Below are 25595 nucleotides of genomic sequence, written 5' to 3' on the forward strand. Positions count from 1 at the left end.
ATTCGTGTGGGTGCTTGTGGAGTCAGACTGATAGTCAACAAGATTATCAGCATCACAAGTTACTCCGCGAGAAATCAAAGATGTAACCAACGATTGCTGAGCCAAGTTTAGGGTTTCTTAAAAACCCAAAGATGTTTGAACTGAAGAGTTTGATCATGGCTCAGATTGAACGCTGGCGGCAGGCCTAACACATGCAAGTCGAGCGGTAGAGAGAAGCTTGCTTCTCTTGAGAGCGGCGGACGGGTGAGTAATGCCTAGGAATCTGCCTGGTAGTGGGGGATAACGTTCGGAAACGGACGCTAATACCGCATACGTCCTACGGGAGAAAGCAGGGGACCTTCGGGCCTTGCGCTATCAGATGAGCCTAGGTCGGATTAGCTAGTTGGTGAGGTAATGGCTCACCAAGGCGACGATCCGTAACTGGTCTGAGAGGATGATCAGTCACACTGGAACTGAGACACGGTCCAGACTCCTACGGGAGGCAGCAGTGGGGAATATTGGACAATGGGCGAAAGCCTGATCCAGCCATGCCGCGTGTGTGAAGAAGGTCTTCGGATTGTAAAGCACTTTAAGTTGGGAGGAAGGGTTGTAGATTAATACTCTGCAATTTTGACGTTACCGACAGAATAAGCACCGGCTAACTCTGTGCCAGCAGCCGCGGTAATACAGAGGGTGCAAGCGTTAATCGGAATTACTGGGCGTAAAGCGCGCGTAGGTGGTTTGTTAAGTTGGATGTGAAATCCCCGGGCTCAACCTGGGAACTGCATTCAAAACTGACTGACTAGAGTATGGTAGAGGGTGGTGGAATTTCCTGTGTAGCGGTGAAATGCGTAGATATAGGAAGGAACACCAGTGGCGAAGGCGACCACCTGGACTAATACTGACACTGAGGTGCGAAAGCGTGGGGAGCAAACAGGATTAGATACCCTGGTAGTCCACGCCGTAAACGATGTCAACTAGCCGTTGGAAGCCTTGAGCTTTTAGTGGCGCAGCTAACGCATTAAGTTGACCGCCTGGGGAGTACGGCCGCAAGGTTAAAACTCAAATGAATTGACGGGGGCCCGCACAAGCGGTGGAGCATGTGGTTTAATTCGAAGCAACGCGAAGAACCTTACCAGGCCTTGACATCCAATGAGCTTTCTAGAGATAGATTGGTGCCTTCGGGAACATTGAGACAGGTGCTGCATGGCTGTCGTCAGCTCGTGTCGTGAGATGTTGGGTTAAGTCCCGTAACGAGCGCAACCCTTGTCCTTAGTTACCAGCACGTTATGGTGGGCACTCTAAGGAGACTGCCGGTGACAAACCGGAGGAAGGTGGGGATGACGTCAAGTCATCATGGCCCTTACGGCCTGGGCTACACACGTGCTACAATGGTCGGTACAGAGGGTTGCCAAGCCGCGAGGTGGAGCTAATCCCATAAAACCGATCGTAGTCCGGATCGCAGTCTGCAACTCGACTGCGTGAAGTCGGAATCGCTAGTAATCGCGAATCAGAATGTCGCGGTGAATACGTTCCCGGGCCTTGTACACACCGCCCGTCACACCATGGGAGTGGGTTGCACCAGAAGTAGCTAGTCTAACCTTCGGGAGGACGGTTACCACGGTGTGATTCATGACTGGGGTGAAGTCGTAACAAGGTAGCCGTAGGGGAACCTGCGGCTGGATCACCTCCTTAATCGACGACATCAGCTGCTCCATAAGTTCCCACACGAATTGCTTGATTCATTGAAGAAGACGAAAAGAAGCAGCCCGAAATTGGGTCTGTAGCTCAGTTGGTTAGAGCGCACCCCTGATAAGGGTGAGGTCGGCAGTTCGAATCTGCCCAGACCCACCAATTTTGTGTGGGAAACGCCTGTAGAAATACGGGGCCATAGCTCAGCTGGGAGAGCGCCTGCCTTGCACGCAGGAGGTCAACGGTTCGATCCCGTTTGGCTCCACCACTACTGCTTCTGTTTGTATAAAGCTTAGAAATGAGCATTCCATCGTTGTGATGGTGAATGTTGATTTCTAGTCTTTGACTAGTTCGTTCTTTAAAAATTTGGGTATGTGATAGAAAGATAGACTGAACGTTACTTTCACTGGTAACGGATCAGGCTAAGGTAAAATTTGTGAGTTCTCTTAATTGAGAAATTCGAATTTTCGGCGAATGTCGTCTTCACAGTATAACCAGATTGCTTGGGGTTATATGGTCAAGTGAAGAAGCGCATACGGTGGATGCCTTGGCAGTCAGAGGCGATGAAAGACGTGGTAGCCTGCGAAAAGCTTCGGGGAGTCGGCAAACAGACTTTGATCCGGAGATGTCTGAATGGGGGAACCCAGCCATCATAAGATGGTTATCTTGTACTGAATACATAGGTGCAAGAGGCGAACCAGGGGAACTGAAACATCTAAGTACCCTGAGGAAAAGAAATCAACCGAGATTCCCTTAGTAGTGGCGAGCGAACGGGGACTAGCCCTTAAGTGGCTTTGAGATTAGCGGAACGCTCTGGAAAGTGCGGCCATAGTGGGTGATAGCCCTGTACGCGAAAATCTCTTAGTCATGAAATCGAGTAGGACGGAGCACGAGAAACTTTGTCTGAATATGGGGGGACCATCCTCCAAGGCTAAATACTACTGACTGACCGATAGTGAACTAGTACCGTGAGGGAAAGGCGAAAAGAACCCCGGAGAGGGGAGTGAAATAGATCCTGAAACCGTATGCGTACAAGCAGTGGGAGCCCACTTTGTTGGGTGACTGCGTACCTTTTGTATAATGGGTCAGCGACTTATTTTCAGTGGCGAGCTTAACCGAATAGGGGAGGCGTAGCGAAAGCGAGTCTTAATAGGGCGTCTAGTCGCTGGGAATAGACCCGAAACCGGGCGATCTATCCATGGGCAGGTTGAAGGTTGGGTAACACTAACTGGAGGACCGAACCGACTACCGTTGAAAAGTTAGCGGATGACCTGTGGATCGGAGTGAAAGGCTAATCAAGCTCGGAGATAGCTGGTTCTCCTCGAAAGCTATTTAGGTAGCGCCTCATGTATCACTGTAGGGGGTAGAGCACTGTTTCGGCTAGGGGGTCATCCCGACTTACCAAACCGATGCAAACTCCGAATACCTACAAGTGCCGAGCATGGGAGACACACGGCGGGTGCTAACGTCCGTCGTGAAAAGGGAAACAACCCAGACCGTCAGCTAAGGTCCCAAAGTTATGGTTAAGTGGGAAACGATGTGGGAAGGCTTAGACAGCTAGGAGGTTGGCTTAGAAGCAGCCACCCTTTAAAGAAAGCGTAATAGCTCACTAGTCGAGTCGGCCTGCGCGGAAGATGTAACGGGGCTCAAACCATACACCGAAGCTACGGGTATCACGTAAGTGATGCGGTAGAGGAGCGTTCTGTAAGCCTGTGAAGGTGAGTTGAGAAGCTTGCTGGAGGTATCAGAAGTGCGAATGCTGACATGAGTAACGATAATGGGTGTGAAAAACACCCACGCCGAAAGACCAAGGTTTCCTGCGCAACGTTAATCGACGCAGGGTTAGTCGGTCCCTAAGGCGAGGCTGAAAAGCGTAGTCGATGGAAAACAGGTTAATATTCCTGTACTTCTGGTTATTGCGATGGAGGGACGGAGAAGGCTAGGCCAGCTTGGCGTTGGTTGTCCAAGTTTAAGGTGGTAGGCTGGAATCTTAGGTAAATCCGGGATTCTAAGGCCGAGAGCTGATGACGAGTTACCTTTCAGGTAACGAAGTGGTTGATGCCATGCTTCCAAGAAAAGCTTCTAAGCTTCAGGTAACCAGGAACCGTACCCCAAACCGACACAGGTGGTTGGGTAGAGAATACCAAGGCGCTTGAGAGAACTCGGGTGAAGGAACTAGGCAAAATGGCACCGTAACTTCGGGAGAAGGTGCGCCGGTGAGGGTGAAGGACTTGCTCCGTAAGCTCATGCCGGTCGAAGATACCAGGCCGCTGCGACTGTTTATTAAAAACACAGCACTCTGCAAACACGAAAGTGGACGTATAGGGTGTGACGCCTGCCCGGTGCCGGAAGGTTAATTGATGGGGTTAGCTAACGCGAAGCTCTTGATCGAAGCCCCGGTAAACGGCGGCCGTAACTATAACGGTCCTAAGGTAGCGAAATTCCTTGTCGGGTAAGTTCCGACCTGCACGAATGGCGTAACGATGGCGGCGCTGTCTCCACCCGAGACTCAGTGAAATTGAAATCGCTGTGAAGATGCAGTGTATCCGCGGCTAGACGGAAAGACCCCGTGAACCTTTACTATAGCTTTGCACTGGACTTTGAATTTGCTTGTGTAGGATAGGTGGGAGGCTTTGAAGCGTGGACGCCAGTCTGCGTGGAGCCATCCTTGAAATACCACCCTGGCAACTTTGAGGTTCTAACTCAGGTCCGTTATCCGGATCGAGGACAGTGTATGGTGGGTAGTTTGACTGGGGCGGTCTCCTCCTAAAGAGTAACGGAGGAGTACGAAGGTGCGCTCAGACCGGTCGGAAATCGGTCGTAGAGTATAAAGGCAAAAGCGCGCTTGACTGCGAGACAGACACGTCGAGCAGGTACGAAAGTAGGTCTTAGTGATCCGGTGGTTCTGTATGGAAGGGCCATCGCTCAACGGATAAAAGGTACTCCGGGGATAACAGGCTGATACCGCCCAAGAGTTCATATCGACGGCGGTGTTTGGCACCTCGATGTCGGCTCATCACATCCTGGGGCTGAAGCCGGTCCCAAGGGTATGGCTGTTCGCCATTTAAAGTGGTACGCGAGCTGGGTTTAGAACGTCGTGAGACAGTTCGGTCCCTATCTGCCGTGGACGTTTGAGATTTGAGAGGGGCTGCTCCTAGTACGAGAGGACCGGAGTGGACGAACCTCTGGTGTTCCGGTTGTCACGCCAGTGGCATTGCCGGGTAGCTATGTTCGGAATAGATAACCGCTGAAAGCATCTAAGCGGGAAACTAGCCTCAAGATGAGATCTCACTGGAACCTTGAGTTCCCTGAAGGGCCGTCGAAGACTACGACGTTGATAGGTTGGGTGTGTAAGCGCTGTGAGGCGTTGAGCTAACCAATACTAATTGCCCGTGAGGCTTGACCATATAACACCCAAGCAATTTGCGAACTCGAGAGAGGCCAGATTGCGGTGTGTGAAGACGAAAATGAACCGAAAGTTCGACGCTCACAAAACACCACGATCTATCACATACCCAATTTGCTGAAGCGAGGCCAGCTGGCCACGACTCAGTACCCGAATTTCTTGACGACCATAGAGCATTGGAACCACCTGATCCCATCCCGAACTCAGCAGTGAAACGATGCATCGCCGATGGTAGTGTGGGGTTTCCCCATGTGAGAGTAGGTCATCGTCAAGATTAAATTCCGAAACCCCAATTGCGAAAGCAGTTGGGGTTTTGTTTTGGGCGCTCGAAAAGTGTCCACCTTGTCCCGCACGCCTGTCCGCCCCCACCTGCGACCTGACTGTCCCGACAAATTTGCACAGTTATTTCTGAGCGACACCACTAGAATAGCCACCTAACCATTTTTAGAGTCAGAGCCCTATCTATGCCCGATCCGGTTGATGCCCACGAGGTATCGGATTTACCGCTAGACGATCTGGTGGCATGCCATGAGTGCGACTTGCTGATGCGCAAACCAACGCTCGCCCTCGGCGAAAAAGCCCAATGCCCACGTTGTGGTTACGAGCTATACGCTCATCGGCACAATGTGGCCGAGCGCAGCCTCGCCTTGGTACTGGCAGCCCTGCTGCTGTACATCCCCGCGAACTTTTTGCCCATCATGCAGCTCAATCTACTCGGGCAGTCCTCGGAGGACACCGTGTGGAGCGGCGTGGTCGGCCTGTTCGATACCGGTATGCAAGGCGTTGCCGCCGTAGTGTTCCTGTGCAGCATGGGCATCCCCTTGCTCAAGCTCCTGTGCCAATTGGCAGTGCTGCTCAGTATTCGCTGGAACATAGGGCGCAATTACGGGCTGCTGCTATACCGCATCTACCACCACATGAAGGATTGGGGGATGTTGGAGGTCTACTTGATGGGTGTGCTGGTGGCGATCGTAAAGCTCGCCGATATGGCCTCCATCACCATTGGCCTGGGTCTGGTCTGCTTCGTCAGTTTATTAATAGTCCAAGTTCTGCTTGAGGTGGTGATGTCACCTCATCAGATCTGGCAAGCGCTGTCAGGAGAGGATGACCATGCGGGCGATTGATGCAGGCATTCTGATTTGTACCGAATGCCATGAGTTGAACAAGCAGGAAGCGGATACCGATGAGCAACTCTGCACCCGTTGCGGCGCGTTGATCCATGCCCGTCGCCCTAATAGCCTTACACGCACCTGGGCACTGTTGATCACCGCCGCAATCCTGTATATCCCCGCTAACCTGTTACCCATCATGACGGTCAGCTCCCTCGGCCAAGGCGACCCCAGCACCATCATGTCGGGTGTCATCCAATTGGTGCAGCACGGGATGTTTCCTATCGCTGCCGTGGTGTTCATCGCCAGTATCCTGGTACCGACCTTCAAGTTGGTCGGCATTGGCTTGCTGCTTTTCTCGGTGCAGCGTCACCAGCCACTGTCCGCGCAACAACGCATTGTGATGTATCGCTTTATCGAATTCATTGGGCGTTGGTCCATGCTGGATATTTTCGTGATCGCCATCCTGGTGGCGGTCGTTAACTTTGGGCGACTCGCCAGTGTCGAGGCCAACCTCGGCGCTGCGGCGTTCGCCAGTGTGGTGATCTTGACGATGCTTGCCGCAGTAACTTTCGATCCCCGACTGATTTGGGATAACACGGAGTCGGACGACGACCATGAGTGATTTGCCTAAAGCTAAAACCCGCCCAGCCTCTAACTGGTCGGCCATTTGGGTGTTGCCCCTGATTGCCCTGATCATCGGTGGCTGGCTGGGGTGGCGTGCCTATTCCCAGCAAGGTATCGAGATTCAAGTTCGCTTTGAGAGCGGTGAAGGCATTCAGATCAACAAGACCGAAGTGGTCTACAAAGGCATGACCGTGGGCAAGGTCAAAACCCTGGCCCTGGATGACGAAGGCAGCAATCGCGGGGTGATCGCCACCATCGAGATGAACAAGGACGTGGAGCAGTACCTCAAGACCAACACCCGCTTCTGGTTGGTCAAGCCCAGCGTCAGCCTTGCCGGTATCACCGGCCTGGAAACCCTGGTTTCAGGTAACTACATCGCCGCCAGCCCCGGTGATGGCGAGCCCACGCGCAAGTTCAAGGCGCTCTCCGAAGAGCCGCCGTTATCCGACGCCAAGCCCGGCTTGCACCTGACCCTCAAGGCCGATCGCCTGGGCTCGCTGAACCGTGGCAGCCCGGTGTTCTACAAGCAGATTCAGGTCGGCCAGGTTAAAAGCTACCTGCTGTCTGAAGACCAGAGCACCGTCGAGATCAAGGTCTATATCGAGCCGACCTACGCCAACCTGGTGCGCAAACACACGCGTTTCTGGAATGCCAGCGGCATCAGTATCGACGCCAACCTTTCCGGCTTGAAAGTGCGCAGCGAATCCCTCTCCAGCATTGTCGCCGGAGGTATCGCCTTCGCCACTCCTGAAAACCGCAAAGACAGCCCGCCCACCGACCCGAGCCTGCCTTTCCGCCTATACGAAGATTTCGATGCCGCCGCAGCGGGGATCAAGGTCAAGGTCAAGCTCACTGACTTTGAAGGCCTGCAGGCCGGGCGTACGCCGGTCATGTACAAAGGCATCCAGGTCGGCAGCCTGAAAACCCTGAAGATCGATCCGGACCTGTCCAGCGCCAGCGCCGAGCTGACCCTCGATCCATTGGCTGAAGATTACCTGGTCGAAGACACGCAATTCTGGGTGGTCAAGCCGTCCATCTCCCTGGCAGGCATCACTGGCCTGGAGGCCTTGGTCAAGGGCAACTACATCGCGATTCGCCCAGGCGACAAAGGCACCCCGCCACAACGCGAATACGTAGCCCGCGCCAAGGCCCCGCCTTTGGACCTGCGTTCCCCGGGGCTGCACATGGTGCTGCTCACCGACAGCCTGGGCTCGTTGGATGTCGGCAGCCCGATTCTGTACAAACAGGTCAAAGTCGGTTCGGTGCAGAGCTACCAGTTTTCACGCAAGAAAAAACAGCTGGTGATCGGCGTTCATATCGAGAAGGAATACGAAAGCCTGGTCAACGGCTCGACGCGCTTCTGGAATGCCAGCGGCGTCACCCTTACGGGCGGCCTCACCGGCGGCATCCAGATCAAAAGCGAGTCCCTGGCCAGCCTGATGGCGGGTGGTATCGCCTTCGAAACGCCGGAACCGAATGTGCCATTGAAACATCGCATCCCGCGCTTTCGCCTGTATGCCGACCGTGATGCCGCCAACCAGCACGGCACTCTGGTGACCATCAAAGTCGACCGCGCCGACGGCCTGAGCGCCGGCACACCGGTGCGCTTCAAGGGGTTGGATGTCGGCAAGATCGAAAGTGTCGACCTCAGTGCCGACATGCAGTCGGTGCTGCTCAAGGCGCGTATCACTCAGGTCGCGGACCGCATTGCGCGTACGGGCAGTCAGTTCTGGGTGGTCAAGCCGGAACTGGGCCTGATGAAGACGGCTAACCTGGAGACCCTGGTCACCGGCCAATACATCGAAGTGCAACCGGCCGCGAAAAATGCCGGCCCGCAAAAGAGTTTTGTCGCCCTGGCCCAGCCGCCCGAAGCGGTGCATCAGGAGGCTGGCCTGAGCCTCACACTCAGCGCTGCCCGCCGTGGTTCGCTGAAGGAAGGGGTACCGGTCACCTACCGTGAAGTGACGGTGGGTAAAGTCACCGGCTACGAGTTGGGCCAGACCGCTGACCGCGTGCTGGTGCACATCCTGATCGAACCCAAGTACGCGCCGCTGGTACGCAGTGGCAGCCGCTTCTGGAACACCAGCGGCTTTGGCCTCGACTTCGGCTTGTTCAAGGGCGCGACCGTGCGTACCGAGTCCCTGGAAACGCTGGTGGCCGGCGGGATCGCCTTTGCCACCCCGGATGGCGAGCGCATGGGTAACCCGGCACGGCCGCAGCAGACGTTCCCGTTGTTCGACAAGTTTGAGGATGAATGGCTGACCTGGGCGCCTAAGATTCCACTCGGTAAATAAACCGAGGCGCGGCTATCGCGGGCAAGCCCGGCTCCCATAGTTGGAATGCATACTTGCTGAAAATGCATATCCCTGTGGGAGCCGGGCTTGCCCGCGATGAGGCCCACAAACACACCGCAAATCCCAAACCGAAAAAAAGGCCGCGATCCAAAGGATCGCGGCCTTTTTGCCTTTCAGTACAACCCGTCAGACTTCATCCAGCTCCGGCTCGTCCGCCTGTACATTCATCGTCGCCTTCACCACATCATGGCGACGGATGTACTTCCAGTCCGCCTCATCGATGTAGATCCCGTTCGGCCCGCTGCCGCCTTCCAGGTCAATCGCCACCTGGGCAGAGACCTGCGGCTTTACACTCGCCAGGATCGGCACGAAGCCCAGCTGCAAGCTGGTTTCCAGCAAGGCGGCCTGGTTCTTCTCATCGATGTCTGCCGCTTCATCGAGGTAGTACGGCAACCGTACGCGACCGGCCTGGTCGCGGTCCATCAAGTGCAGCAACAGGTACATGTTGGTCAGCGCCTTGATGGTCATGGTGGTGCCGTTGGACGCAGCGCCGTCGATGTCGGTATGGATCACCGGCTGGCCGTTGACCTTGGTGATCTCGAACGCCAATTCGAACAAGTCCTTGAGGCCCAACTGGTTATGGTTGGCGGCTACCAGGCGAGCCAGGTATTCCTTGGCTTCTTCGTTCTTGTTGTCCTGTTCGGCGCTCTGGCTGAGGTCGAACACCGAGAGGGTCTCGCCTTCTTCATACTGACCGGCACTGTGGATGATCTGGTCGATATGCTTGAGGGCTTCCTTGTTCGGCGCCAGCACGATGCGAAAGCTCTGCAGGTTGGACACCTGGCGTTTGTTGATCTCGCGGTTGAACAACGCCAACTGGTGTTCAAGGCTGTCGTAGTCGCTGCGGATATTGCGCAGGGTACGGGCGATATCGGTGACCGCCGCACGACGTGCCTTACCAAGCGTCAACGCCTCATCGGTGCGGTGCGCATAAGCGTTGATCAGCAGCTGCAGGCGACGCTCCATGTCATCTTCGCTGTCGAACTTGGCCACGCCCTTGAGACGCACCTGGGCGTACAGCGCTTCGATCTGGCCATCGGCGCGCAGCAAGCCCTGCCAACTGTCCTGATAGTCATTGAGCAGCGGCAGCAGGTTGTCCATGGAGTCGTCGACCGGGTCCATGAATGGCGTGCCGAACGGCAGGTCCGCCGGCAAGAGCTGACGACGGCGCAAGGCGTCATCCAGCGTGCGTTGCTTGGCTTCCATGTCACCGATCTGGCGGCCGACCAATTGCAGCTTGGCCGACAGTTGCTGGACGCGCTCGGTAAAGGCATCGCTGGAACGTTTCAACTCGTCCTGGGCGGCTTCCATCTGCGCCAGGTTTTCCAGCTTCTCGCCTTCCTCGGCACTCAGGGTCTGGGTGCGGCGGAAGTCTTCCAGGGCCTTCTGGGCATCCAGTACCTGCTGGTACAGCGCTTCGGTCTGGGTCTTGCTCGCGGCGCGGTCGGACGCCACGGCCTGCTGGGTTTTCAGTTGCTTGAGTTCTTTTTCCAGACGTTCTTTCTGGTCACGCAACGCGGCGCGGTCCGCCAGGGCTTGCAGTGCCGGCGGCTCGATGTGCGAGATATCGATGGACAGCCCCGGCACTTCAAAACGCTCGCCCTTGAAGCCATCGAGGATCTGCTCCAGGGATTTGACCCACTGGCCGTCCTCGTCCAGCGTGATGCCATGTTCGCCCAGCGGCAGGCTGAACAACGAGCTGTTGAACAGGCGCATCAGGCGCTCGACATCCTGCTGCGAGAACTCTTCGCGCAGCTTGGCGTAGCTGTTGTTGTCCGCGTGATCGAGCTGCTGCTTGACCGACTTCAAGCGCTTTTCCAGGTCGCGCAGGCGCTCGTCCAGGTCCTCGGCGCTGAACTGTCGCGACTGCGCCAAGGCGCCCGCCAGTTCATCGTGGGCGTCTTTGGCGGCGAGCAGTTGTTGCTCCAGCATCTTGACGTCATCCACCAGGGCAAAGCGATGCTTGAGCACCGACAACTCGCCCAACCAACGCTGGATGCCGCTGATTTCGCGCTCCAGGCGCATCAGCTCTTGGGTGCCGCCGCGCTGGTCGTTTTGCAGCGCGTCCTGCTCGTTGCGGTAGTGTTCGGCCTGGATGGTCAGCTCTTCCTTGCGCGCACTGGCGTAGTCCGACCAAGTGCCCAGCAATGAATCCAGCAGTGGCGACAGGCGATGCAGTTTGCCGCGCAGGGCGTCGCGCTGTTTCACGCCATTGGCCAAGGCTTCAACCAAGGGGCCGGCTGCCACCAGCGAGTTGTAGTCCTGCTCCATGCGTCGCACATCGCGGAAGGCTTCTTCACAGGCTGCGATGTAATCGACACTGCCCGAACGCAGGCTGTGTTCGAAGGCATCAAGGAACAGTTGCTTGAGCTTGGCCGCGGTGATTTCGCGCATGTGTAGCAGGTTGATAAACAGCGCGCGGAACGTCTTCAGGCTCTGCTCGCTGGTGGAGCGCAGCGGAATCAGGGTCAGGTCCAGCGGGATCGACGTATGCCCGCCCACCAGCAAGCGCCGCAGCTCATCAGGCTTGAGTTCGTAGGCTTTGAGGCCCTCGCGCTCAAGGTTGGTGAACAGCTCTTTCTGGCGCAGGCAGGTGTCGTTTTTCTGGTAGTGGGCCAGGTCCAGCTTGCCGGCGTAGGCAAAGAACTGATGACCAAAGCCGCCGCCCGGGCCGCGGCCGACCACGCCGATGACGTGGGGGCCGTGGGGCAGCGAGACTTCTACCAGGATGTAGCTGGTGTCGGTGGCAAAGTAGAAACGCCGTGATTGTTCCAGGGTGTACTTGCCGAAGCTCATGTCCGACATACGTGCCAGGATCGGGAACTGCAAGGCGTTGATCGAGGCGGATTTACCCAGGTTGTTGGCGCCGTACACCGACAGCGGCTCTTCCAGCGGGAACAAACCCAGGCTGTAACCGGCGGTGTTCAATAGGGCGAAGCGGCGGATGCCGTAGCGTTCCTTACTCATGCGTCGGTCTCCTGTTCTTCGGCAATGGCACGGGCCAGGGCATCTTCTTCGCTTTCCTCAGTGAAGGCGCTCAAATCCAGCGGGTCATCGGTCTTCAGCAGTTTCTCATCGCTGTCTTCGTCGATAATCACCGGTGCTGGCAGTGGCAGTACGCTGTGCACGCTGGCGGCGAGGTCGCGGTCTTGCTGCACCGACAGGCACACGTCCAGGAAGCGGTGCATCGGCGGCAGGAAGCGGTAGATACCGTTGTCTTCGCTGGCAAAACCCAGTTGGGTCATGCGGCGCATGATTTTTTCTTCGAGTTCTTCCTGGGTTTGCACCTCGGCCTGGATAAACAGGTCACGGTATTTCTCCAGCAACGAAGGCAATTCATCACGGCCCAGGCTGCCGCCGTCGAGCACGGCAACCGGGTCGCGGCCTTGGTCGGCCAGGTGTTCGACGATGATGAAAGTAAACAAGGCCAGGCGCTGGGCGGTTTTGTTCACCTGCGCGGCAGCCACGGCGGTGTCCGGGACGAAGTAGTAGAAACCGCGGGTATCGCATACCAGCTCAAAGCCCAGCGCCTTGAACAGCGTGCGGTACTGGTCCTGGAAGTTCGACAATTGCGCGTACAGCTCCGGGTCGCGGCGGCTGACGTGGTAACCCTTGAACAGCTCGCGAAAGATCGGCGCCAGTTGGGACAGTTCGGATAGATCAAGATGCATAAGGCGTGCTCGCAGAATTCTCGGTGGCATCGACGCCGGCCGGGAGCAGGGCGAAGGAGCGCAGGCTGACCTGGTGCTCGTGGGTGTGGTAATCGCGACGTTCCAGGCGCTCGCGCTTGAAGCGTTTTTCCCGGGACAGGCGCGAGAACCAGTACAGCAATTCATCGGTGGCGCCGTCCGGTTCCTGCTCCAGCAGCCAGGTCATCAGGTCCGGCATTGGCAACGCGTCTTCGCAGCGTTCAAGCATTTCCTTGACCGTACGCGGTGCGCGCGGGGCTTCGCCTTTGTGCGACTTGTGCGCCTTGGGGAAACGCGCCGGTTTCGGCTCGAAATTCGCCAAGGCGTACACATAGGCTTCGACTTGGCTGGCACTGCCCAGGAAGGTACTTTGCGGCCGCGTGAACATCGGCATCGCCGCTTGCGGCACCGCGTCCAGGCCTTTGCGGCGAATCGCCGACAGGGCCAGCGCCGCACCGCGAGTCACGGCGTTATGCCGGCGTGCTTCTTCACGCAGCGGCAGCAGCAACTCCCGTGCATGGCGCAAGGTCAGCTGGGCGCTGGTTTGCATTTCGAGAATGCGTGCGTGGGTGCGCAGCAGCATGTCGTCGTCCACCAGGTGGCCAAGACGCTGTTGCTCGGTGAGCATGCGCAGCAGCACGTTTTCCACCTTGCGCACGCCTTGCTCGAAGGCGCCGTCGGCGTTCACCAACTGGATCATCGGCTCGACGTATTCGTCCCAGGTCGCCAGTACTTCGGCGTAGCGCTGGCGCAACGGAATCTGGCGGTCGCTGGTCTTGGCGCGGTCAGCCACGGCGGCGAGGGCCTGTTCGTCGTTGGCAAGTTTTTTCAGCACGTCGCGCACGCGCATATCCAGCAGGCGCAGTTGCCGAGCCAGGTCATGGCCGTCGCGGATGTCGAAGGCGTCCTGGATATAACCGGCCAGGCGCTCCAGGTGGCGCAGGTAGGCTTCGATTTCCAGGCACAGGCCAAGCCGGTGCTCCTTGCGAAGATAGGCGAGGAAGTCGTGGATCTGCGCGTTGAGCTCGAAACGGTTCGGGCTCTTGGCGACAGGCACCAGGATATCCAGGCGAATCCACACGTCCAGCAGGCTGGTGATGTCCTGGGGCGTGCTGTCCAGTTGTTGGGCGGCCAATTGCGCGCGCAGCTCGCCCAGGCTCAGGGTGCCTTGGTCGAAGTGTTCGCACAGAGGCTCAAGTAAGGCCCAGTGTTCGGCGAGGGCGCGCAGGACGCGCTTGGGTTCGATCATGGGAATGGCCGGCTGGTTGGCGATTAAAAGTCGCGATTGTACTGCATCAGGCGCGGGATTTATCCACAGCCGGTCAGTGCGCAGTGGGCGATTGTGGCCGAACAGCGGTAGAATCCCCGCTCTTTACTTATCCACAAGTGGCCGAGCTGTGCTTATCGAGTCCCGACGTCGCGCTTACTTGACCGCCATGCAGGTGGTCAACTGGCTGCCCCGCACCGAACTGCCGTTTGCCGCACCATCGCGGCCCGAGTTGTTGCAGGCGCTTGAGCCCTACGAGGCGTTCGAGTCGTCGGGAGAAGAGGCGGCCGCGCCCGTGGCGGTGGTCAAACCCACCCCAGAGACGCGCCCGGCGGTCGAGCGGGCCAAGATCGAAGTGCCGCGCCCTGCGCCGGCGACCAAGGCTGCCAAGGTGGTGGAGGAGGCTGCGCCGGTGGCCAAGGCGCCCGTGGTGCCGCCGCCACGCTTTGCCCTGCAATTGCTGCGGGCCGGGCGTTGCCTGTTGCTGGTGGAACTGCCGACCGGCGAGCGTTTCCAGTCCCGCGACCCGGCCTACCTGTTGCTCAAGGACATGCTGCGCGCCGCCGGCCTGCCTGACAGTCCTCAGATCGTCGGTGAGCCGGTGCGCTGGCCGCTGCTGGTGCGCGGCACCATGGACCAGGGCCCGGAGGCCGCACGAGATTTCGTCCAGGGGTTTGTCTCGGCACGCCTGGAAGACGAGCCCTGCGTGTGCCTGTGGCTGATTGGCCTGCCCGCCGTGCGGTTTGCCGGTGAAGCCAACGCTGAGGCCTGGTACCGCGAGCTGCAGGTTGAAGGCCTGGGGTCGGTGTGGGCCCTGCCGGGCCTGGAATTATTAATGGAAGAGCCACAGCGTAAGGCTGATGTCTGGCAAGCCATGCGCCGGCTGATGGCGCGCTGGAAAACAACTGATGAGTGAGGCTTTATCCTTTCGCCCGATGACCGAGGCTGACCTCGACGCCGTGCTGAAAATCGAATACGCGGCGTTCAGCCACCCGTGGACCCGTGGGATTTTTCTCGACGGGCTGGGCAAGTACCAGATCTGGCTGATGTTCGAAGGCGAGCAGCAAGTGGGGCATGGGGTGGTGCAGATCATCCTCGATGAAGCGCACCTGCTGAACATCACCGTGAAACCGGAAAACCAGGGCCGTGGTTTGGGCCTGGCGCTGCTGGAGCATTTGATGTCGCGTGCCTATGCCGCCAATGCGCGAGAATGCTTCCTCGAAGTGCGGGACAGCAATACCGGCGCGTTTCGCCTGTATGAGCGTTATGGCTTCAACGAGATCGGCCGTCGCCGGGATTACTACCCCGCTGTGGGTGGCCGCGAAGATGCAGTCGTGATGGCCTGCACCCTGGTTGATTAAATACACAGCCCCCTATGTGCAGAGCCTCTGTGGGAGCCGGGCTTGCCCCGATGCAGGCACCTCGGTTTTCAAGTAACACCGCAGTGATACCATCGCAGGCAAGCCAGCTCCCATCGGGTCAGCGCTTGCCGTTCAGTGGGTCCAGATCAGCCAGTTCCGCCTCATCCAGCCCACTCCCGCCGCCAATGTCATTTTCTCCCACGACGCTCAAGTCATAGTCGGCGGCATTGTCTTCGCCTTCCTCCTGCGCATCTCGTGCGCCGTCCTCACGGATCAGCGTCTGCGGGCTCATATCGTCATCGGTGGATTCATGATCATCCGTCGAAGCGCCGGTCAGCCCGGCTTCGCGCACCCGTTCGTCGGGCATCAGATGGTCGCGCTCACGGCGCGGCAACTCGTCGCCGATTTCCGCAGTCTGGTCCTGCTCGTCAAAATCCAGCTCGCGCATCTCACCCATGCGGTCTTCGTTGTCATCGATCGGTTCCGGCTGTGTTGCGCCGTAGGGACGTCGTGATTCAGTCATGGCCAATCCTCATACTGTGGGGCTTATAGTGTGTGGACAGGCATGGCAGCCAAAAAATTCAAGCTAATTAGCGCCTGGCGTGACCCGGACGAGGGCTTGTCAGTCACAAACCTGCGCATCATTCCTGAGGCTTCCCTGATGAACGAACTACAAGACCTGCTTGATAACAACGAACGCTGGGCGGATGCGATCAAACAGGAAGATCCCGAATTCTTCGCCAAGCTCGCCCGCCAGCAGACCCCGGAATACCTGTGGATCGGCTGTTCCGATGCCCGTGTACCGGCCAACGAGATCGTCGGCATGTTGCCTGGTGACCTGTTCGTGCACCGCAACGTCGCCAACGTGGTGCTGCACACTGACCTCAACTGCCTGTCGGTGATCCAGTACGCGGTGGACGTGCTCAAGGTCAAACACATCCTCGTCACCGGCCACTACGGCTGTGGCGGCGTGCGTGCGTCGATGCAGGACCGCCAGTTCGGCCTGATCGATGGCTGGCTGCGCACCATTCGCGACCTTTACTACGAAAACCGCGATGTGCTGGCCCAGTTGCCGACCGAAGAAGAGCGTGTGGACCGCATGTGCGAGCTCAACGTGATCCAGCAGGTGGCCAACGTCGGCCACACCAGCATTGTGCAAAATGCCTGGCACCGTGGGCAGAGCCTGTCGATCCATGGCTGCATCTATGGCATCAAGGACGGCCGTTGGAAGAGTTTGAACACCACCATCAGTGGCTTCGAGCAACTGCCGCCGCAATACCGCCTGCGTCCGTTGGGCGAAGCCTAGAGCCGTTTGTTTTCGTGCCACCAGGCCAGGCCTTGGGCGTTCAACGGCTCTTTGCTGCCGGTGATCCAACCCCGGCAGTTCAGCTCGCCGCAATGGCAAGCGAACTGCCGGTACAGCGCGTCTTCGGTTATGGCGTAATCCAGGGTCAGCAGGCTGCCTGCGGTAATGGTGTTCAGGGTCCATAGTTCCATGTACGTGGTGTCCAGAAGCACGTTCGGCTTGCAGGAGTGCCGTATCAGGCCGCAGAACCAGCTATCGTACAAGTGGATACGCGACGACAGTTGCAGCGTATGCGAGCGGCGCTCGCTGACTGCGTAGCCTGAAACCAGGGCGATGCGTACTCGACTGTCAAAGTCGATGCGCGCTTTGATTCCACCCCTCTTGCCATTAGGGTATCGCACGACCTTGAATTGTGCGGTCGAGGGGTAACCCTGTTCCACCTGCAGCGTTTCAAAGGGATAGAGGCCGTCATTCACAGCCGCTTTAGCCTTATCCATGGCTCGAGTTTTCATTACTCTCCTGAACGGGGCTGCATGGACCTGCGGACCTGGCGGCCAGTCTTGCAGCAAATGGGCGCGGCCCAAGATTCGCCGAAGTGGGATCCGATTTCTACTGTCAAAGTTGACAGTAGAAACGGTTTATTCACCTTAAAGCGCAGGGGCCGTGACGGTGGGGGCGGGGGCGGCATTTCTCAGCTGTTTCAACTGCGCCTTGATGGGCGCTGTGGCGCACTTGGCGTTGGCCTGCTCGGGTGTCAGGTGGCGCACCGAGGTGTAGAACAACTCACACGTCTGCTCCTTGCGCGTGACCTGCCACGTGTTCTGGCAGGCCTTGAGCAATACATTTGCATCGCTGGCGGGCTTCTGGCCCATGCCGGCTTGCCAGCAGGCGGCGCTCAAGTCCTGGCCCATCACTTTCAAGCCGGCGTCGTCGGCTTTTTGCTCGTCACCGTCATAGCTGTCGGGGCTGGCGGCATACCAAATGTAGCTGGGGTGGTTGGCGCCCAATACCGAGACGGTTTTGCCAGGCTCCGGGCTGATCTGCGCCAGGCTCAGCACGCCCACGGTTTGCCCGTATTGTTGCTGGATCCAGCTACGCACCGGCGCGCCGAAGGCCACCATCGGCAATGCGCCGCCAGGGCGCAGGCTCAGCTCCTTGACCATGCGGGTCTGGTAGTCGGTGAAATACCCGTAGACGGTTTCCAGGTCTTTGCCGGCATTGGACGGTGCAGCGATGGGCGCGATATCGATGATGGTCTGGTACGCCGGCGTTTCCGTGGCCGGTACGCCATTTTCGCTTAACAAGGTGGCCCAGCGGTCGGTGGTGGCCGATTCCAGGTAATCCTGGGCCTGGGTCAGCGAGTAATCCGGAGGGAAGTGCAACAGCTCAATGCTTTTGCGGTTTTCCAAGGCCATGCCTAACGGCAGGAACAGGTACCAGTTGTAGGCCCATTTGCCATCGCTGTTGAGCTGGCGCGCACCTTGGTAAGCCAGGTCGGCGGTATTGAGCAGCGTGGTCAGTGGCTGGCCGTAACCGTCTGGCACGCCGCTGAAGGTCGCCGTGACCTGACCGTCGTGGGTCTTCACACTGACCTTGGCCCGGCTGTAACCGTCACGTTGCAGGCTCTGGTTCAAATAGTGTTCGGCGGTCTGCTCCAGTGACCATGGCCGAAAGCAGATCACGTTGCAGTTATTGGGGTACGCGAACAACTGGGTGACGCGCTGCGTGCTGCCCAGTGGCACCTCGATGTCGGCCTGTACGACCGCACTCGCCAGTAGTGCGGCGAGGGTGAAGGACAGCCTGGTCGGTTTAAACATAGTCAATTCCTTGTCAGCGAAGCCCGTCTGCGCGGGATGGAAGCCCACCTGCACACAGTAGCGGCTGACCAGGAAAATCGCGTGTTAAATCGCCCGGCATGTCGTTATTGGATAAGCCCCTACAGGCTGAACTGCAGAGCATTGCTCAGATCGCCCATGGGCTTCTGGCCGCGTGCGATCATCGCGTCATCACGCTGCTTGAGGCCGTCCAGGGTCTCCAATTGGAACACCCGGGTGATCAAACGCAGGATCGATGCCGTGTCGTACACCGTATGGTCCACCGTGCCTTTGCGGGCAAACGGCGACACCACCAGCGCCGGCACCCGCGAGCCTGGGCCCCAGCGGTCACCCTGGGGCGGCGCCACGTGGTCCCACCAGCCGCCGTTTTCATCCACGGTCACCACCACCACCATGTTTTTCCACTGCGGGCTTTCTTGCAGCACCTTCAAGGCGCGGGCGATATGGCGGTCGCCCGAGGCCACGTCGGCATAACCGGCGTGCATGTTCAGGTTGCCCTGGGGTTTGTAGAAGCTCACGGCGGGCAGCTTGCCGGACTGGGCGTCGGCGAAGAACCGGTTGGTGCTCGACTCATCGCCCAAGCCACCGTCGCGCAAGCGCTTGGCACGTTCTGCGGGGTTTTGCGGCCCTTGCTGTTTGAAGTAATTGAACGGCTGGTGGTGGTACTGGAAATTCGGGATCTTGGGGATGCCGCCGGAGTCCTTGAACTGCTCCAGGGTGGCTTGCCACGCACCGGCGTACCAGGCCCAGTCGATGTTCTTCTTCGACAGCTTGTCGCCAATATGCTCGTGGGTTTGCGGCACCAGCACATTGGGCAGGTCGGGCTTGGAATAATCCGGGTTCTGCGGGTCGCGGATCCAGGTGGGCCAGTAGGGCGGGGCCAGGGTGTTTACCCCGTAACCATCGGGTGTCAGTGCGCTGGGGCCGAATTGCGGCGGGCCGGACATGGCGCTGGCCGGTGACGTGTCCAAGGGTTTGAGGCGTGTGCCGCGAGGGTCATCGCTTTGCAGCGTGGCGATCTGCGCTTTGGCCACCGACTGCGCGGCATTGGGATAAAACGGCGCGGTGGCGCTGATCAGGTACTGGTGGTTAAGGAACGAACCACCAAACGCGCCCTGGAAGAAGTTATCGCACAGCACAAACTCCTTGGCCACGTCCCACAGGCGCAGGGCATAACGGCTTTGGGCGTAATGGCCCATCACCAGCCCACCGGAATCGCCCCAGGCGACAAAACCATCATTCTTGCCGCCGTTGATCTGCATCTGGTTCTGGTAGAACACGTGCCACAGGTCGCGAGTCACCAGGCTCAATGGCAGGTCTTCGCCCTGCGGGCCTTTGAGGGCAAACGGCGCGTTGGGCAGGTTTTGCTGGAATTGCACTTCGCTGGGGTAAGTCACCCCGTCCACCGTTTGTGGGCCGACTTGCAACACACCGCCCCAGCTCGGTGGCAGGGCAGGCAATACGCTGCCATCGCGGTCGCGCTGCTGGAAGTCCTTGGCGGTTAACGCCGACAGCGGTTTCTCCACCCCGGGGAAATCTGCGAACAGGTTGTTGAAGCTGCGGTTCTCGGCGTAAATCACCACCACGGTTTTCACCTGCTCGCGCAACGCTTTGTCCAGTTCCTGGGGCGTGAGCGGCCGCGTCACGGGTGGGCTCGGTGCTTCGCTGGTATTGCCGCAGGCACTCAAGGTTGCACCCACCCCCAACACCGCCGCACCGCCGAGGAAGCGCCGACGGCTGGTGTCTACCGGCGTTTTGGGGGCGCAGTCGTGGGCAGGGTGGTCGTTGTGCTCGTCACTCATTGCGAGGAATCCTTGGCGAGATGTTGCAAGATATTTCGCAGGACGGTAGCAATGGAATGTGACGGAACAAAGACAGGCGTGTGATGGGCGGGGCGTGTCTACACAGCTCAAGCGCTGCTAGACTGCCCTTCTGATGCACATCACTGAGATGAGTCGTGAGACCTTCAACTGCACTTGATCTGCAACGAACGGCTGTACGAGAAGTGGTCGGACGTTTCCGTATTTCCAATCCCAGAGTATTTGGGTCGGTACTGATGGGGACTGACCAAGAAGGCAGTGATCTTGATTTGCTGGTAGACGCGCCGCCGGGCACAACGCTCTTTGATCTCGGTGGGTTGCAGGTCGAGCTTGAGGACTTGCTCGGCGTTAATGTCGACCTGCTTACGCCTGGCGACTTGCCTTTGAAGTTTCGCGATAAAGTGCTAGCGGAGGCCCGGCCAGTATGACGGAAAGTCGGCTAGGGGATTATCTGGCAAGCTGCCACTGACGCGATCACTTTTGTAGAGGGCTTGAGCAAAGAAGAGTTTTTGGAGGACCGGCGAACACAACAAGCTGTGGTCATGAGCCTGATCATCATTGGTGAAGCGTCGACGAAAATCATGGATCAGCATCCGGACTTCGCGGCACGCCATTCACATATTCCTTGTACAGAGTGCATTACCTGATCTATTGGCACGCCTTCCTGTAAATCCTTGACCGCAACTGTTCTACCAACAGTTGCGGTCACCCGTTATTCAGGGCATCACAGGCGGCAAATACTTCAGCGTCGTTCCCAACGCCCACAGCAGAAACAACACCAGCGGCGTATGCACCAGCAACTGCACAAATGAAAACCCGATCAAATCCCGCGCCTTCAAGCCCAGCACACCCAGCAACGGCAACATATAAAACGGGTTGATCAAGTTCGGCAGCGCCTCGGCGGCGTTGTAGATCTGCACCGCCCAGCCCAGGTGGTATTGCAGGTCATTGGCCACTTGCATCACATACGGCGCTTCGATGATCCACTTGCCGCCACCCGAGGGGATGAAGAAGCCCAGCACTGCCGAGTACACACCCATCAGCAGGGCGTAGGTGTCGTGTGAGGCGATGGAGGTGAAGAACGTCGAGATGTGGTGCGCCAGGGTCTGGCCGTCGCCGCCCTTGACTACCGTCATCAGCGCGGCGATCGAACCGTACAGCGGGAACTGGATCAGCACGCCGGTGGTGGTCGGCACCGCACGGGCCACGGCATCGAGGAAGCTGCGTGGGCGCCAGTGCAGCAGCGCGCCCACCATGATGAACAGGAAGTTATAGGTATTGAGCCCCGAGATGGCGCTGATCGCCGGCTTGGTCGAGAACTCATGGAACAGCCAGCCGGCCGCCAGCAACGCCAGCAGAATCGTCAGCAACGGGCTGTGTTCCAGCCATTCACCGGGGCGCGTCGGCGCCTGCGGCTTGGGCAGGTTGAAGGCCGGGTCAATGCCGCAGGCCTTGGCATCCCGGGCGCTGTTGGGGCCAGGCGCGGTGGCGTAGGCGATGATCAGCGACACTACGATCAGCGCCAGCAACAGCACGCCGGATTGCCACAAAAAAATGGTCTCGGTGAACGGGATCATCCCAGTGATCGACAGGATCGACGGCGGCAAGCTGGCCGGGTTGGCCTGCAACTGCGCGGCCGACGACGACAGCCCCAGCGCCCATACGGCACCCAGACCCAGGTACGCCGCAGCGCCAGCGGCGCGGTAGTCCATGCGCAAGTCCGTGCGTCGGGCCAATGCCCTTACCAACAAACCGCCGAACACCAGGGACAGGCCCCAGTTAAGCAATGAAGCCACCATGGAAATCAACGCCACCCAGGCCACGGCCGAACGGCCATTCTTGGGAATACGTGCCAGGCGGTCGATCAACTTCACTGCCGGCGGTGAACTGGCGACCACGTAACCGCCGATCACCACAAAGGCCATCTGCATGGTGAACGGGATCAGGCTCCAGAACCCATCGCCAAATGCCTTGGCCGCTTCGGCCGGTGCGGCGCCCATGCCCAGGGTCGCCACGGCGACGATAATCACGGCAAGGGCGGCAAACACCCAGGAGTCAGGAAACCAGCGCTCGGCGAAGTTGGAGCAACGCAGGGCAAATCGGGCATAGCGGCTGTCTTCGATAGCATCGGCCACGAGTCTTTCCTCTTGTAGTTATTATGGGGTTTGGCAGTTTTACGGCATGTTCCTCTACGGCCATTGATTTGGGAATGTTGTTATCTTCAACGATCAATGAGTAAAACAAATATATCCGCCGCGATTGCCATCGATGGGCTCAGCTCATAACCTGCACGCCATTTTGTTTGTCTGCCGAGCCTGCACATGACTGCCACCTTTTCCCCACGGGCGCAGCGTTTTTCCCGCTCCGACTACAAAACCCTGGGCCTGGCCGCCTTGGGTGGAGCCCTGGAAATCTACGACTTCATTATCTTCGTGTTCTTTGCGCTGACCCTTAGCCAACTGTTCTTCCCCCCAGAAATGCCCGAGTGGCTGCGCCTGCTGCAAAGCTTTGGCATCTTCGTCACCGGTTACCTCGCCCGTCCACTGGGCGGCATCCTGATGGCGCACTTTGCAGACCACCTGGGACGCAAGCGCGTCTTCAGCCTGAGCATTCTCATGATGGCCTTGCCCTGCCTGCTGATCGGCGTCATGCCGACCTATGCGCAAATCGGCTATTTCGCCCCGCTGATCCTGCTGGCGCTGCGCGTGCTGCAAGGCGCAGCGGTGGGCGGCGAAGTGCCCAGCGCCTGGACCTTCGTCGCCGAGCACGCACCGCGTCACCATCGTGGCTATGCCTTGGGTTTTTTGCAGGCCGGCCTGACCTTCGGTTACCTGCTGGGGGCACTGACCGCCACTTTGCTCGCGCAAGTCTTCACCCCCGCCGAGATCCTCGCCTACGCCTGGCGCTTCCCCTTCCTGCTCGGCGGCGTATTCGGCGTGATCGGCGTATGGCTGCGCCGCTGGCTCAGCGAGACCCCGGTATTCCTAGAGATGCAGGCGCGTCGCCAAGCCGCCGCCGAAATGCCCTTGCGCACCGTGCTGCGCGACCATCGCGCCGTGCTGCTGCCGGCGATGATCCTCACCTGCGTGCTGACGTCTGCCGTGGTGGTGCTGGTGGTCATCACCCCGACCATGATGCAGAAAACCTTCGGCATGAGCCCCAGCCACACCTTCGCTCTGAGTGCCCTGGGCATCGTCTTCCTGAATATCGGCTGCGTCCTCGCCGGCCTGCTGGTGGACCGCATCGGCGCGTGGCGCGCGGTATTGGTCTACAGCCTGTTGCTGCCGGTGGGCATTGCGCTGCTGTACGCCAGCCTGATCGCCGGCGGCGTGTGGCTCGGCGCGGCGTATGCCGTGGCGGGCCTGAGTTGCGGCGTGGTGGGCGCGGTGCCGTCGGTGATGGTCGGGCTGTTTCCGGCGCAGGTACGGGTATCGGGGATTTCCTTCACCTACAACATTGCCTACGCACTCTGGGCAAGTACTACACCGTTGTTGTTGATCGCGCTGATGCCAACCAGCCCGTGGATCTGCGTGGGGTATTGCGTAGTGATGGGGGCGGTTGGGGTAGCGAGTGTGGCGCTGTTTGGCAAGCGCCACACCTTGGCCGCCTGAGGGTCAGGTCAGGAAGTGCCAGAGCAACAAGGTACCCGCCAACCCAACCACCGAAACAATCGTCTGCAGCACCGACCACACCCAGATCGTCTGCTTCAACTGCAAGCCAAAGTACTCACGCACCATCCAGAATCCGGCGTCGTTGACGTGGCAGAAGAACACCGAGCCGGCGCCGATGGCCAGGGCGACCAATGAGCTTTGAGTCGCCGCCAACCCGGCCATCATCGGCGCGAGGATGCCGGCGGTCGTGGTGGTGGCCACGGTGGCCGAACCGGTGGCCTGGCGCAGGGCCACGGCAATCAGCCAGGCCAGCAGCAAGTAGGGCATGTGCGCGCCTTCGGCGACTTTGCTGATGGTCTGGCTGACGCCGGCGTCCAGCAGGGTTTGCTTGAGGCCGCCGCCGGCGCCGATGGTCAGCAGCAGTACGGCGATAGGCGCCAGGGCTTTGCGCAGGGTGTTGCCGACGTCGGCGCGTGGCATGCCCGCCGCCCAACCCAGGCAGACGACCGCGGCGATTACGGCCAGGCCGAGGGCGACCAGCGGTTCACCGAGGAATTTCAAGGTCAGGGCGAGGGTGCTTTCCGGCGCCAACGCGACTTTGGCCAAGGTGCTGCCGAGCATCAGGATCACCGGCAACAGAATGATCAGCAATGACACACCGAAGCTCGGCTGGCGCGGGGCCTTGGGCGGTGCGCTGAACAAGGCGCCGATATCCGCCGGTTCATCCACGTGCAGGCGCTTGGACAGCCAGTTGCCATACAGCGGCCCGGCCAGGATCACGGCTGGCACCGCCAGGCAAAAGCCCAGCAACATGGTCAGGCCCAGGTCGGCGTGCAATGCGCCCACGGCGATCAGCGGCCCCGGATGCGGCGGCATCAAGGCATGCAGGGTGGTCATGCCCGCCAGCGCAGGGATGGCGATTTTCAGCAATGGCTGGTTTGAACGCTTGGCCATCACAAAGATGATCGGCACCATCATCACCAGGCCCACTTCGAAGAACAGCGGCAGGCCGATCACCATGGCAACCAACGCCATCACCCAGGGCAATGACTTGCCTTTGCCCAGCCCGAGCAACGTGGTGGCAATACGGTCGGCCGCGCCGGATTCGGCCATCAGCGCGCCGAGCATCGCACCCAGGGCAATGATGATCCCGGCTTCGCCGAGAATCGCCCCGGCGCCTTTACTGAACGCCTTTGCCACTTCTTCCGGCGGCAGGCCGGCGCCGACCCCGGCGATAAAGGTGCCGATCAAAATCGACAGGAAGGGCGGCAGTTTGGTCGCGCTGATTAGCACAATGATGCTGGCGATCGCCAACAGCACGCAGAGCATGAGGCGGGTGTCGTGAACCATCCACGCGGCAGTCGATAACTCCAAGACGGGACTCCTTATCGAGCAGGTCGGCTAATATGTTTCTTTTTGTTTCAGCCTGAAAAGCATACCTGATAGCGCTCCCCCAACGCGTGCATGAACGATTTTGGTGCGCCCGAAGCTAACGACGCTCTGGCGCTCAGATGACAATTTTGCAAACCATGCCAGTGG

17 protein-coding genes, 2 tRNA genes, 3 rRNA genes and 1 pseudogene are annotated in these 25595 nt (G+C 58.9%); 14 read left to right on the top strand and 9 right to left on the bottom strand.

Annotation, left to right across the window (positions count from 1 at the left end; translation table 11 throughout):
* Window positions 1-137 precede the first annotated feature (137 nt).
* The 8 genes from AB4P90_RS04245 (at window position 138) to AB4P90_RS04280 (ending at window position 9107) form a co-directional block, all read left to right on the top strand.
* Window positions 138-1674: ribosomal RNA gene (locus AB4P90_RS04245) — 16S ribosomal RNA — on the top strand.
* Window positions 1675-1756: 82 nt separating this feature from the next.
* Window positions 1757-1833: transfer RNA gene (locus AB4P90_RS04250), tRNA-Ile, on the top strand.
* 30 nt (window positions 1834-1863) lie between these two features.
* A tRNA-Ala gene (locus AB4P90_RS04255) sits at window positions 1864-1939 on the top strand.
* Window positions 1940-2186: 247 nt separating this feature from the next.
* Window positions 2187-5078, top strand: a 23S ribosomal RNA gene (locus AB4P90_RS04260).
* A 157-nt stretch (window positions 5079-5235) separates the two neighbouring features.
* Window positions 5236-5351: ribosomal RNA gene (gene rrf / locus AB4P90_RS04265) — 5S ribosomal RNA — on the top strand.
* Together the 16S, 23S and 5S rRNA genes with 2 tRNA genes alongside form the textbook arrangement of a ribosomal RNA operon.
* A 190-nt stretch (window positions 5352-5541) precedes the next feature.
* A complete protein-coding gene (locus AB4P90_RS04270; protein ID WP_102666834.1) occupies window positions 5542-6201 on the top strand; it encodes a paraquat-inducible protein A in 660 nt (219 codons plus the stop codon).
* A complete protein-coding gene (locus AB4P90_RS04275; RefSeq protein ID WP_019817033.1) occupies window positions 6188-6811 on the top strand; it encodes a paraquat-inducible protein A in 624 nt (207 codons plus the stop codon). Before AB4P90_RS04270 ends, AB4P90_RS04275 begins: the two co-directional genes overlap by 14 nt.
* Window positions 6804-9107, top strand: coding sequence for a PqiB family protein (locus AB4P90_RS04280; RefSeq protein ID WP_014716781.1), 2304 nt, complete (start codon window positions 6804-6806; stop codon window positions 9105-9107). Before AB4P90_RS04275 ends, AB4P90_RS04280 begins: the two co-directional genes overlap by 8 nt.
* A 186-nt stretch (window positions 9108-9293) precedes the next feature.
* On the opposite strand, the gene mksF is transcribed toward AB4P90_RS04280, so the two are convergent.
* From mksF to mksB, 3 genes are read right to left on the bottom strand one after another with little or no spacing between them, the layout of a single operon-like run.
* Window positions 9294-12134, bottom strand: a complete 2841-nt coding sequence (mksF, locus tag AB4P90_RS04285; RefSeq protein WP_014716782.1) for an Mks condensin complex protein MksF — start codon at window positions 12132-12134, stop codon at window positions 9294-9296.
* Window positions 12131-12838 (bottom strand): Mks condensin complex protein MksE, encoded by a 708-nt coding sequence (gene mksE / locus AB4P90_RS04290; RefSeq protein WP_014716783.1) that lies wholly within the window; start codon window positions 12836-12838, stop codon window positions 12131-12133. The genes mksF and mksE overlap by 4 nt, the downstream gene beginning before the upstream one ends.
* Window positions 12828-14105 carry an Mks condensin complex protein MksB gene (mksB, locus tag AB4P90_RS04295; RefSeq protein ID WP_014716784.1) on the bottom strand — a complete coding sequence of 426 codons (1278 nt, stop codon included), beginning with the start codon at window positions 14103-14105 and terminating at the stop codon, window positions 12828-12830. Before mksB ends, mksE begins: the two co-directional genes overlap by 11 nt.
* 187 nt (window positions 14106-14292) lie before the next feature.
* Between mksB and AB4P90_RS04300 the strand changes: the two genes are divergently transcribed.
* Both AB4P90_RS04300 and rimI read left to right on the top strand, forming a co-directional pair.
* Window positions 14293-15039 (top strand): hypothetical protein, encoded by a 747-nt coding sequence (locus AB4P90_RS04300; RefSeq protein ID WP_014716785.1) that lies wholly within the window; start codon window positions 14293-14295, stop codon window positions 15037-15039.
* Window positions 15032-15484, top strand: a complete 453-nt coding sequence (rimI, locus tag AB4P90_RS04305) for a ribosomal protein S18-alanine N-acetyltransferase (protein ID WP_003188286.1) — start codon at window positions 15032-15034, stop codon at window positions 15482-15484. Before AB4P90_RS04300 ends, rimI begins: the two co-directional genes overlap by 8 nt.
* 118 nt (window positions 15485-15602) lie before the next feature.
* On the opposite strand, the gene AB4P90_RS04310 is transcribed toward rimI, so the two are convergent.
* Window positions 15603-16007 (bottom strand): hypothetical protein, encoded by a 405-nt coding sequence (locus AB4P90_RS04310; RefSeq protein WP_014716786.1) that lies wholly within the window; start codon window positions 16005-16007, stop codon window positions 15603-15605.
* A gap of 138 nt (window positions 16008-16145) precedes the next feature.
* Here AB4P90_RS04310 and can point away from each other — a divergent pair, with 138 nt between their 5' ends.
* Window positions 16146-16790, top strand: a complete 645-nt coding sequence (gene can, locus AB4P90_RS04315; RefSeq protein ID WP_003188288.1) for a carbonate dehydratase — start codon at window positions 16146-16148, stop codon at window positions 16788-16790.
* Here can and AB4P90_RS04320 read toward each other — a convergent pair.
* The 3 genes from AB4P90_RS04320 to acpA all read right to left on the bottom strand — a co-directional run bounded on the left by AB4P90_RS04320 (window position 16787) and on the right by acpA (window position 20427).
* The gene (locus tag AB4P90_RS04320) at window positions 16787-17302 is read right to left on the bottom strand and encodes a hypothetical protein (protein WP_014716787.1); all 516 of its coding nucleotides are present in this window, start codon (window positions 17300-17302) and stop codon (window positions 16787-16789) included. The two genes, can and AB4P90_RS04320, sit on opposite strands and share 4 nt — an antisense overlap.
* Before the next feature lie 135 nt (window positions 17303-17437).
* The gene (locus AB4P90_RS04325; RefSeq protein ID WP_072434126.1) at window positions 17438-18607 is read right to left on the bottom strand and encodes a hypothetical protein; all 1170 of its coding nucleotides are present in this window, start codon (window positions 18605-18607) and stop codon (window positions 17438-17440) included.
* Between the two features lie 119 nt (window positions 18608-18726).
* Window positions 18727-20427, bottom strand: coding sequence for an acid phosphatase (gene acpA / locus AB4P90_RS04330; RefSeq protein WP_395605683.1), 1701 nt, complete (start codon window positions 20425-20427; stop codon window positions 18727-18729).
* 155 nt (window positions 20428-20582) lie between these two features.
* On the opposite strand from acpA, the gene AB4P90_RS04335 reads away from it, so the two are divergent.
* Both AB4P90_RS04335 and AB4P90_RS04340 read left to right on the top strand, forming a co-directional pair.
* Window positions 20583-20873, top strand: coding sequence for a nucleotidyltransferase family protein (locus tag AB4P90_RS04335; protein ID WP_032893707.1), 291 nt, complete (start codon window positions 20583-20585; stop codon window positions 20871-20873).
* Window positions 20870-21071 (top strand): annotated as a pseudogene (locus AB4P90_RS04340) (DUF86 domain-containing protein); the annotation flags it as partial. The gene AB4P90_RS04335 and the pseudogene AB4P90_RS04340, both read left to right, overlap by 4 nt.
* 90 nt (window positions 21072-21161) lie before the next feature.
* Here the strand turns inward: AB4P90_RS04340 and AB4P90_RS04345 are convergent.
* On the bottom strand, window positions 21162-22580 hold the full coding sequence (locus AB4P90_RS04345) for a short-chain fatty acid transporter (RefSeq protein WP_003188294.1): 1419 nt from the start codon (window positions 22578-22580) through the stop codon (window positions 21162-21164).
* 186 nt (window positions 22581-22766) lie between these two features.
* On the opposite strand from AB4P90_RS04345, the gene AB4P90_RS04350 reads away from it, so the two are divergent.
* The gene (locus AB4P90_RS04350) at window positions 22767-24056 is read left to right on the top strand and encodes an MFS transporter (protein ID WP_395605684.1); all 1290 of its coding nucleotides are present in this window, start codon (window positions 22767-22769) and stop codon (window positions 24054-24056) included.
* A 3-nt stretch (window positions 24057-24059) separates the two neighbouring features.
* Here AB4P90_RS04350 and AB4P90_RS04355 read toward each other — a convergent pair whose 3' ends face one another.
* Window positions 24060-25430: a gluconate:H+ symporter gene (locus tag AB4P90_RS04355; protein WP_014716791.1), complete on the bottom strand. Its 1371-nt coding sequence runs from the start codon at window positions 25428-25430 to the stop codon at window positions 24060-24062.
* Window positions 25431-25595 lie beyond the last annotated feature (165 nt).

The sequence above is a fragment of the Pseudomonas sp. B16120 genome (genome assembly GCF_044218845.1).
Taxonomy (GTDB): domain Bacteria; phylum Pseudomonadota; class Gammaproteobacteria; order Pseudomonadales; family Pseudomonadaceae; genus Aquipseudomonas; species Aquipseudomonas paracarnis.